The organism is Candidatus Binataceae bacterium (genome assembly GCA_035294265.1).
Taxonomy (GTDB): Bacteria; Desulfobacterota; Binatia; order Binatales; family Binataceae; genus DATGLK01.
Genome location: DATGLK010000036.1, coordinates 1 through 8531, shown reverse-complemented (window position 1 = coordinate 8531; position 8531 = coordinate 1). Strand labels below are relative to the sequence as shown.

At 60.3% G+C, this 8531-nt stretch carries 11 protein-coding genes and 5 tRNA genes; 14 read left to right on the top strand and 2 right to left on the bottom strand.

Going from position 1 to position 8531, the window contains the following annotated elements; translation table 11 throughout:
- A partial coding sequence (locus VKV28_06830) for an LptF/LptG family permease (GenBank protein HLH76505.1) occupies nucleotides 1-730 on the bottom strand: 730 nt, incomplete at its 3' end.
- Nucleotides 727-1905 (bottom strand): LPS export ABC transporter permease LptF, encoded by a 1179-nt coding sequence (gene lptF, locus VKV28_06825; GenBank protein HLH76504.1) that lies wholly within the window; start codon nucleotides 1903-1905, stop codon nucleotides 727-729. The genes VKV28_06830 and lptF, both read right to left, overlap by 4 nt.
- A gap of 213 nt (nucleotides 1906-2118) precedes the next feature.
- On the opposite strand from lptF, the gene rlmB reads away from it, so the two are divergent.
- From rlmB to VKV28_06755, 14 genes are all read left to right on the top strand, one after another.
- Complete coding sequence (gene rlmB / locus VKV28_06820; GenBank protein ID HLH76503.1) at nucleotides 2119-2871, top strand: 23S rRNA (guanosine(2251)-2'-O)-methyltransferase RlmB; 753 nt, start codon at nucleotides 2119-2121, stop codon at nucleotides 2869-2871.
- 150 nt (nucleotides 2872-3021) lie between these two features.
- Nucleotides 3022-3093: transfer RNA gene (locus VKV28_06815), tRNA-Thr, on the top strand.
- Nucleotides 3094-3111: 18 nt separating this feature from the next.
- Nucleotides 3112-3197, top strand: a tRNA-Tyr gene (locus VKV28_06810).
- Nucleotides 3198-3217: 20 nt separating this feature from the next.
- Nucleotides 3218-3293, top strand: a tRNA-Gly gene (locus VKV28_06805).
- A gap of 24 nt (nucleotides 3294-3317) precedes the next feature.
- A tRNA-Thr gene (locus VKV28_06800) sits at nucleotides 3318-3390 on the top strand.
- Between the two features lie 22 nt (nucleotides 3391-3412).
- Nucleotides 3413-3565, top strand: a complete 153-nt coding sequence (gene rpmG, locus VKV28_06795; protein HLH76502.1) for a 50S ribosomal protein L33 — start codon at nucleotides 3413-3415, stop codon at nucleotides 3563-3565.
- A 57-nt stretch (nucleotides 3566-3622) separates the two neighbouring features.
- Nucleotides 3623-3700: transfer RNA gene (locus VKV28_06790), tRNA-Trp, on the top strand.
- Between the two features lie 38 nt (nucleotides 3701-3738).
- Nucleotides 3739-3942: a preprotein translocase subunit SecE gene (secE, locus tag VKV28_06785; GenBank protein ID HLH76501.1), complete on the top strand. Its 204-nt coding sequence runs from the start codon at nucleotides 3739-3741 to the stop codon at nucleotides 3940-3942.
- A 46-nt stretch (nucleotides 3943-3988) separates the two neighbouring features.
- On the top strand, nucleotides 3989-4588 hold the full coding sequence (gene nusG / locus VKV28_06780) for a transcription termination/antitermination protein NusG (protein HLH76500.1): 600 nt from the start codon (nucleotides 3989-3991) through the stop codon (nucleotides 4586-4588).
- A gap of 92 nt (nucleotides 4589-4680) precedes the next feature.
- Nucleotides 4681-5106: a 50S ribosomal protein L11 gene (gene rplK / locus VKV28_06775; protein HLH76499.1), complete on the top strand. Its 426-nt coding sequence runs from the start codon at nucleotides 4681-4683 to the stop codon at nucleotides 5104-5106.
- 4 nt (nucleotides 5107-5110) lie between these two features.
- Nucleotides 5111-5821, top strand: coding sequence for a 50S ribosomal protein L1 (gene rplA / locus VKV28_06770; GenBank protein ID HLH76498.1), 711 nt, complete (start codon nucleotides 5111-5113; stop codon nucleotides 5819-5821).
- 23 nt (nucleotides 5822-5844) lie between these two features.
- Complete coding sequence (rplJ, locus tag VKV28_06765; protein ID HLH76497.1) at nucleotides 5845-6384, top strand: 50S ribosomal protein L10; 540 nt, start codon at nucleotides 5845-5847, stop codon at nucleotides 6382-6384.
- Between the two features lie 79 nt (nucleotides 6385-6463).
- Nucleotides 6464-6856 (top strand): 50S ribosomal protein L7/L12, encoded by a 393-nt coding sequence (rplL, locus tag VKV28_06760; protein HLH76496.1) that lies wholly within the window; start codon nucleotides 6464-6466, stop codon nucleotides 6854-6856.
- A 225-nt stretch (nucleotides 6857-7081) separates the two neighbouring features.
- The coding region (locus VKV28_06755) for a hypothetical protein (protein ID HLH76495.1) at nucleotides 7082-8531 on the top strand (1450 nt) is incomplete at its 3' end.

The following is an 8531-nucleotide window of genomic DNA, read 5'->3' as shown; positions in this document are numbered from 1 at the left end:
GCACCAGCCCGAAGTCGGCGGGACGGAAGTCCACTGGAAAGGAAGTTTCGGGAGGAGTGCTGACCTGGCCCTTGGGGTTAATCAGCACCTCGTGAACGTCCTGCAACTCCCAGCGTTTGCCATCCCACTGAGCCTTTTTGGCCATGTTGAGAGTTTGCAGCTGAAAGCCATGGTCAAGCCGGAAATAAGTGATGCCGCGCAGGCGTTGGTGAGCGGCGTCGTAGCTGTCCACCGACATGAAACCGTTGCGCGCGCGCAGCCAGATGCGCTGGTCGGCGAAGACGGCGTTGAGCTTGCGCTGCTTAAGCTTGACCGTGAACAGATATTTGGCACGGCGGCTGGCGACCGGGACCACGGTCTCGCTCAAGCCGAAATCCACCAGCGAAACTATCAAGCCCAAAGCCAGCAGGGGTAGGGCGATTTCGAAGCGGCTGATGCCAAGGCCTTGAAAGGCCAGCACCTCGCCGTTGCGGCTGAGCAAAGCAAAGCTGAGCAGGATGCCGGCCAGGCAGGCGACCGGCATCAACTGAGTAACGATAAAAGGCAGCTGAAGGGTAAAATATTGCAGAGCCAGCCAGCCCAGGCCGTGGTAGGTTATCAGGTCGTCGAGGTGATCAAAAAAATCAGCCAACAGGTAAACCACGCTGAAGGCTCCTAGCGAGGTCACGAAGGGTTCCAGAAAACGGCTGCCCAGGAACCGGTCGACCGTAGGCGACAACCGCGGTCTCATGCGGCCTCCCGGCGCTGGCCCAGTCGATCCATGAGATCCCAGAACAGATCGCCCACTCCGCGCCCCTGGTCGGAACGATCGGTGGCACTGCGATAGAATAAAATGGCGGTGACGATCGCAAAGACCAGATCGGGGATGCTCAAGGCTAAAAAGGCATTGAGGCGGCCAGCTTCGGCCAGCGTCTGCCCCACTTTCATCATGGCATAATAGAAAAAGAAAAATGCGAGGCTGATGCCAAAGCGTTCGGATTGCCCGCCGCGGGCTGGTTTGAGCCCCAACGTTACCCCCAGCAGGGCGAATAGTACGGTGGCAAAGGGGACGGTGTATTTCTGTGCCAACTCGCTTTCGGCCTCGTAGTCGGGCTTGCCGACCCGGCGTGCCGCAGCTATCACGCTGCGTAGCTTATGGTAGCTCATCTCTTCGGGGTCCTGGCGTACAAAGCCCATCGCGGCTCCCGGGGCGATAGTAAGGTCGTAGAGCGCGAAACGGGTGAGGTGGGTACGGTTAGTGTAGGCGTCGGTGCCGTAAATCCAGCCGTCGAGCAGGCGTAGGGTGACGGTTTCCGCCCGCTCGTTGGGAACTGCCAGGCCGCTGCGGGCGACGATGGTGGATTGCTGGCGCGGATCGCGTTCGTCGGAAATCAGGATTCCGCCCAGCCGTGTCGCAGGCGGATAGATCCGATCAACGTAAACCACCAGTCCAGGGAACATTCGGTTAAAAACTTTTTCCTTCAGCCCAGCGGTCGCCCGCGAGCGCACCACATGGTAGAGCTCGTGTTGCAGTGAGGCGTTGGCCCACGGGCGCAAGCCGAAGGCCAGCCAGTTGGAAAGCGCGTAAATCACCAGCGCGAGCATCAGCACCGGCATTGAGAGCCGGTACAAGCTTATGCCGGAGGCCCGTGCCGCGGTCAGTTCTTGGTCGGATGACATGCGGCCAAAGCCGAGCAAGGTCCCCAGCAGCAGCGCCATCGGAAAGGTTAATTCCAGAAAACTGGGGATAATGAAGCCGATAAGCTTTAGCACCTCGGTTGGCCTGATGCCGTGATTGACCATCAGATCGATTAGCTTGAGCAGGCGTCCGGTGACCAGAGCAAAGGTCAGCAGAAGCAGGCCCAAGCCCAACGGAGCCAGCACTTCCCCCAGGATATACCGGTCGATGGTTTTTACGCGGAGCACGGCTTGTTGGCGCGCATCGAGCGACGAAGCTAAGCTTGGTCGCGCCGAAGCATCAAGGCAAGCACCCTGGCACAATGCACCGAGGGTACCAACCGCGGAGTCGCGCAAATGGGAGATTTCAAGCAAAAAGGCAGGTCAGTGAGACCGCAGAGCGCAGTTGCGCCGCCAAAGCCGGAGGGTGGGCGGCCGGCGCGCGCGGTACCGGAGGGGCGAGTGTCAGGCGAGCTTATCTTCGGACTGGAGCCGGTGCGGGAGCTGCTTGCGGTCAATCCCAAGCTAGTGCGGGTGCTCTACCTGCGCGCGCGCGACCAGCGCCGGTTCGCCTCCGAAGCGGTTCGGGTCAAGGAAGCAGGGGGAGAAGTACGCGTGGTCGAGGAGGCTGAGTTACAGCGAGCGGCCGGCTCACAGGCGCGCCATCAAGGGTTGGTTGCCAGTGTGCGGCCCTATCAGTACTTGACGACGGCCGATTTGATCGAGGCTGGGCCCGAGCTGATCGTGTTGATCGACGGGGTGACTGATCCGCGCAACTTGGGCGCCATCCTGCGGGTGGTCGAATGCGCGGGCTTCAAGGCGGTGATTATCGCGCGCGATCACACCGCCCAGCTGAGCGCGGTCGCGATCAAGGCTTCGGCCGGGGCCTGGGTGCATCTGAGACTGGCCCAGTGCGGTAATGTCGTGCGCACTCTGGAAGAACTGCAGCAGGCCGGCTATTGGATTGCGGTCCTTACCCCAGAGGGTGAGCAAACTCTGGAGGAACTCGACGTGCAGCGTCGCCTGGTCGTGGTCATTGGGGCGGAAGGAGCTGGCGTGCGACCGCTGGTCAAGAAACGAGCCGACTTCGGGCTGCGGATTCCGCTCTACGGCAAACTCAAATCGCTCAATGTGGCGGTCGCCAGCGGGGTTGCCTTGTTCTCCATCCGCCGGCGCCGTGAGGGACTGTTCGGCGCCCTGGTCAACGCGCTGTGAGCACACGCCCGGCTCTTCGCGGCCGCACTGGGTAGGTTGCCATCCAAACTTGGGCGAAAAGATGGCAAAAAACCAGCATGATCGGCCATCGTGGGCGCGCCTTTATTGACACTGCGACGCGGGCAGCATACAGATTACGCTTTAGCCTCAGCCGATGTAGCTCAAAGGTAGAGCAACTGACTTGTAATCAGTAGGTTGCCAGTTCGATTCTGGCCATCGGCTTATGGGCTGGGCAAGCGAGGAGAGGTTCCCGAGTGGCCAAAGGGAGCAGACTGTAAATCTGCCGGCTAATGCCTTCGGAGGTTCGAATCCTCCCCTCTCCACCAGCACCAGACCTGGGCGGAGAGCGGGAATAGCTCAGTTGGTAGAGCGCGAGCCTTCCAAGCTCGGGGTCGCGGGTTCGAGTCCCGTTTCCCGCTCCACGGAGCAGGGCGGCTGAAAAGGGTGCCCATGTAGCTCAGTCGGTAGAGCACTTCCTTGGTAAGGAAGAGGTCACGGGTTCGATTCCCGTCGTGGGCTTTGACATTATACGAGGCGAGCAATGCGAGATTTGATCGGGCTGGCGTGCGATAACTGCAAGCGTAGGAATTATACCACTACCAAGAACAAGAAGCGGCAGCCCGACAAGTTGGGAATAAAAAAGTTTTGTCCTGCCTGTCGCAGCCATACTCCGCATAAAGAGACGAAGATTTAATTTAAGAGACGAAGATTAATTTTGGCGAAGGGCACCCAGCCAAGCTTGGCCGGTTCAGGGTCAGTAGCTCTAATTGGACAGAGCATCGGACTCCAAATCCGAGGGTTGCAGGTTCGAATCCTGCCTGGCCCGCCACTCCCTCTGCCCCAGCCATATAGGAATTTGGCTTTCTGATGGGTAAGATTAAAGCGCGAATAACGCAAGCGGTCGATTTTTTCACCGAATCGTGGACGGAGCTGAGCAAAGTCCATTTCTCCACGCCTAAAGAAGCGATGCGTGCTACGGCGGTAGTGGTGGTGATTACGCTGCTGATGGCGGTATGGCTGGGATTGGTGGATTTGGCCGCTACCCGGGTAGTACGGCAGTTGTTGAGTTAAGCGCATTTTGCGCTCTAAGAAGCAACTGAACTTAGAGGACAAGCAGGTGCCAGCCGACGAAACGGTAAGTCATGAGGTCGTGCCCTCCAGCCGCCCTAAGAAATGGTATGTGATTCACACCTATTCGGGGTATGAGCACAAGGCTAAGGCGGCGCTGGAGGAGCGTATCCGGACGCTCAAGATGGAGGACAAGTTCGGACGTGACCATGAAGGGCGTTTCCTGGTCTTGGTACCGGTAGAGCGAGTAGTGGAACTGGGCAAAGGGGGGCAGAAAAAGACCTCCAGCCGCAAGTTCTTTCCCGGCTATATTTTTGTCAACATGGAACTCGACGATGAAACCTGGCACGTAATCAAGAATACGCCCAAGATCACCGGCTTCGTCGGCCATGCCACCGCGCCGCCCGAGGTTCCTGAGTCGGAAGTGATGGAAATCACTCAACAGATGCAGCAAGGGGCGCTCAAACCCAAGCCCAAGGTCTTGTTTGAGGTGGGAGAATCGGTCAAGGTGGTCGATGGTCCCTTTCAAGATTTTAACGGGACCTTGGAAGAGGTACGGCCTGAAAAGGGCAAAGTGCGGGTTTTGATTTCGATTTTTGGGCGGGCTACACCCGTCGAACTGGATTTCATTCAGGTAGAAAAAGCCTAGTCCCACCCGCGGCGCATCGCTGGGGGTGAAAGCCTGGGCCGTGTGTGTTTTTGTCCGACCGTGAGCCGGCGGACGGTGGAGTTTCCAAAGTCGTGGCAAAGAAAATAGTCGGGCAGGTCAAGTTGCAAATTCCTGCGGGCCAGGCCAATCCTTCCCCACCGGTGGGACCGGCGCTGGGTCAGCGTGGGGTCAATATCATGGAGTTTTGCAAGGCCTTCAACGCCCAAACCCAGAACATGCAGGGGTTGGTGATTCCGGTGGTGGTTACGGTGTACGCCGACCGTTCCTTCACTTTTATTACCAAGAGTCCACCCGCTTCGGTGCTGTTACTCAAGGCGGCTGCGGTAGGCAAGGGCTCGCCCACTCCCAACAAGAGCAAGGCCGGCAAGGTCACGCAGGCGCAGGTCGAGGAGATTGCCAAGACCAAGCTCAATGACCTCAACGCCAAGGACCTGGAGGGTGCAATGCGTACCGTGGCGGGGACCGCGCGCTCCATGGGAATCGACGTCGTAGGTTAGCGCGATGGCAGGGAAGAACTATCGCAAGGCGGCCGAGAAGATCGATCGCGCGCGTCGCTACCGGCTGGAGGAAGCGCTCCAAATGGTGGTAGACAACCGAGTGGCCAAATTCGACGAAACCGTGGAGCTAGCGGTGCGACTCAACGTCGATCCGCGCCAAGCCGACCAAAACGTGCGCGGCACTGTGGTGCTGCCCAACGGTACCGGTCGCAGCGTGCGGGTACTGGTTTTGACCAAGGGCGATAAGGAGCGTGAGGCCCGCGAGGCGGGCGCCGATATCGTCGGTGGCGAGGAACTGGTGGCGCGCATCGCAGACGAGGGCTGGCTGGAATTCGACAGCGTGATCGCAACCCCTGATATCATGGGGGCGGTCGGCCGTATCGGGCGCATCCTGGGCCCGCGCGGGCTGATGCCAAATCCGCGGCTCGGGACGGTTACCTTTGACGTCGCCAAGGCGGTAGGCGAAGTCAAGGCCGGCAAGGTGGATTATCGAGTCGATAAGGGTGGCGTAATCCATGCGCCCTTGGGCAAAATCAGTTTCGGTTCGACCAAGTTGGCCGAGAACGCGCGAGCGCTGCTGGCCGCGCTGATCCGGGCCAAACCTCCCACCGCCAAGGGCAACTACATACAGAGTGTGACCCTGTCCTCGACCATGGGGCCGGGAGTGCGGGTTGACAACAATGAAGCGAGCGCGGTGGCGGCCGCGGCCGCCTAAGGGAAGCGGGTCGCGGGCAGGCTATGAAGCGAAGTGACAAAGGGGCGTTGGTGGCCGCGCTGACCCAGCGCATGGGTGAGGCCAAGCTGGCTCTGGTATCGGAATATCAAGGCATGACCGCGGCCCAATCAACCGAATTTCGCCGCCGCATGCGGGCGGCTCGCGCCGAGTTCAAGATCGCCAAGAATACCCTGATGCGTCGCGCTATTGGCCAAGGTCGGTTCGCCGGCCTGGAGCGTTACCTGGGTGGGCCGGTGGGCGTGATCCTGAGCTTCGGCGACCCGGTGGCGGCGGCCAAGGCGGTCAGCGAATTTCGCGACGCCGGAGACAAGTTCAAGCTACGCGGCGGCTTGCTGGACGGCCAGGTGCTCTCGCGCGAAGAAGTCCTGCAGTTGGCCGCGATGCCGCCGCGCGAGGTGGTAATCGCGCAGTTGTTGGGGCTAATTCAAGCCCCGGCCAGCCGCTTGGTGCGCCTGCTCAATGAGCCCGGCGCTGGGCTGGCCCGCTTGATGGACGCGCTCGCCAAAAAGGCACAGGCGGCCGAGCCGCCGGCGCAGGGCTGAAGCGGAAGTTGACGCGTCGGGCCCCGCGGCCGGCGCCCAAGCAGTTATCTCAGACTGGAGTTCGAGGAGAACAAGCGCAATGGCAGAAGCACAGCTCAGCCGCGACCAGGTCAAGGACTATCTCAAAAATTTGTCCCTGCTCGACGCGGCCGCCCTGGTCAAGGAGCTCGAAGAGGAGTTGGGCGTGTCGGCAGCGGCGCCGATGGCGATGATGGCGCCTGCGGCGGGCGCAGGGGCGGCCGCGGTGGCGGCACCCGAGAAAGACGAGTTCACCGTGGTTTTGACCGGCTCGGGGGATAAGAAAATCCAGGTTATCAAGGTAGTACGTGAATTGACCGGATTGGGGCTCAAAGAGGCCAAGGATCTGGTCGATGGCGCACCGAAGCCGGTTAAAGAGGGGATCAACAAGGCCGAGGCCGAAGAGATTAAGAAGAAGCTGGAAGAGGCGGGCGGGAGCGTGGAGCTCAAGTAGCGCGAGCCTCTTTCCCGGAACCGCGGTAAGGCTCACAATGGCAACAAGGATAGCGAGCGCGGCGTTCCTATCCCCAGAACTAGCCTTAAGCCGTGACACTTTGATTCGCAGGCAGTGACAAAATCGCGGGCTCGTCCTGAGGGGCGCGGCCCGCATTCCGACCCCGCGGGTCGCCGCCCGCCGCTGAGGCGGGCGGCGACCCGCGCGGGTGCGGGTGGGGAGAACATGGCTCAGCAGTCGCAGGTTACGACCAACCTTCGTCTTCGCCGCTCCTTTGGCAAAATCAAAAAGATCATCGATATTCCCAACCTGATCGAAATTCAAAAACGCTCCTACGACGACTTTTTGCAAGCCGAGGCCTCGATGGAAGAGCGGGCCGACGTTGGCCTGCAAGGGGTTTTCAAATCGGTGTTCCCGATCAAGGACTTTAACGAGAACGCTTCGTTGGAGTTCGTCAGCTACGAACTGGGTGCGCCTAAGTACGACGTCGATGAATGCCATCAGCGCGGCATGACCCTGGCCGCACCGATCAAGGTCAAGATCCAGCTGGTCATCTGGGACGTAGAAAACGGCCGCCGTTCGATCAAGAACGTTAAGGAGCAGGAGGTTTACTTCGGCGAAATTCCGCTGATGACTCGCAACGGGACCTTCATGGTCAACGGCACCGAGCGGGTAATCGTCTCCCAGCTCCATCGCTCGCCCGGAGTCTTCTTCGAGCACGACAAGGGCAAGACTCACTCCACCGGCAAGCTGCTGTACTCGGCGCGCATCATTCCGTACCGCGGCAGCTGGATCGACTTCGAGTTCGATCCGCGCGATGTGCTCTACGTCCGGATCGACCGGCGGCGCAAATTTCCGGCCACCGTACTGTTGCGGGCGTTGGGCATGACTACCGAGGACTTGCTCAACTATTACTATCGCAAGGACACCATCATCCTGGAGGGCAAACAGCTCGCCAAGCAGTTCAAGCCCGAACAGTTGCTGGGCACACGGGTCAGCCGCGATGTGAAGGATCCGAAAAGCGGCGAACTGCTGGCGCGCGAGGGGCGCAAGTTCAACAAGGCGGTGGTGCGTCAGATGGAAGCCGCCCATTTGGAAGAGGTGCCCATCGCGATCGACGAGGTACGCGGGCGGATCGCGGCTCACGACGTGGTGGATCCGGCCACCGGCGAGGTCCTGCTGCAAACCAACGAAGAGCTGAGCGAGGAACTGATCGAGCAACTGCGCGCGCGCGGAATCAAGCGGCTGGAGGTGCTCTACACCGAGGATCAACCCGGCGGTGGGCCGCTGCGCCTGACCCTGTCGCAGGACAAGCTGGGCGGTCCGGACGAGGCGATTATCGAGATCTACAAGCGGCTGCGGCCCGGCGATCCGCCGACCATGGAAACCGCGACCGCTTTCTTCAACAACTTGTTTTTCAATCCCGAGCGCTACGACCTGTCGCGGGTGGGCCGGCTCAAACTTAACCACAAGCTCAAAGTCAACGTCCCCTTGGAACAGGGCACCCTGCGCCGCGAAGACATCTTGGAGGTAGTGCGCTACCTGATCGAACTCAAAAACGGCAACGGCCAGGTCGATGATATCGATCATCTGGGCAACCGACGGGTGCGTGCGGTGGGCGAGCTGGTGGAAAATCAGTTCCGCATTGGGCTGGTCCGCATGGAGCGCGCGATCA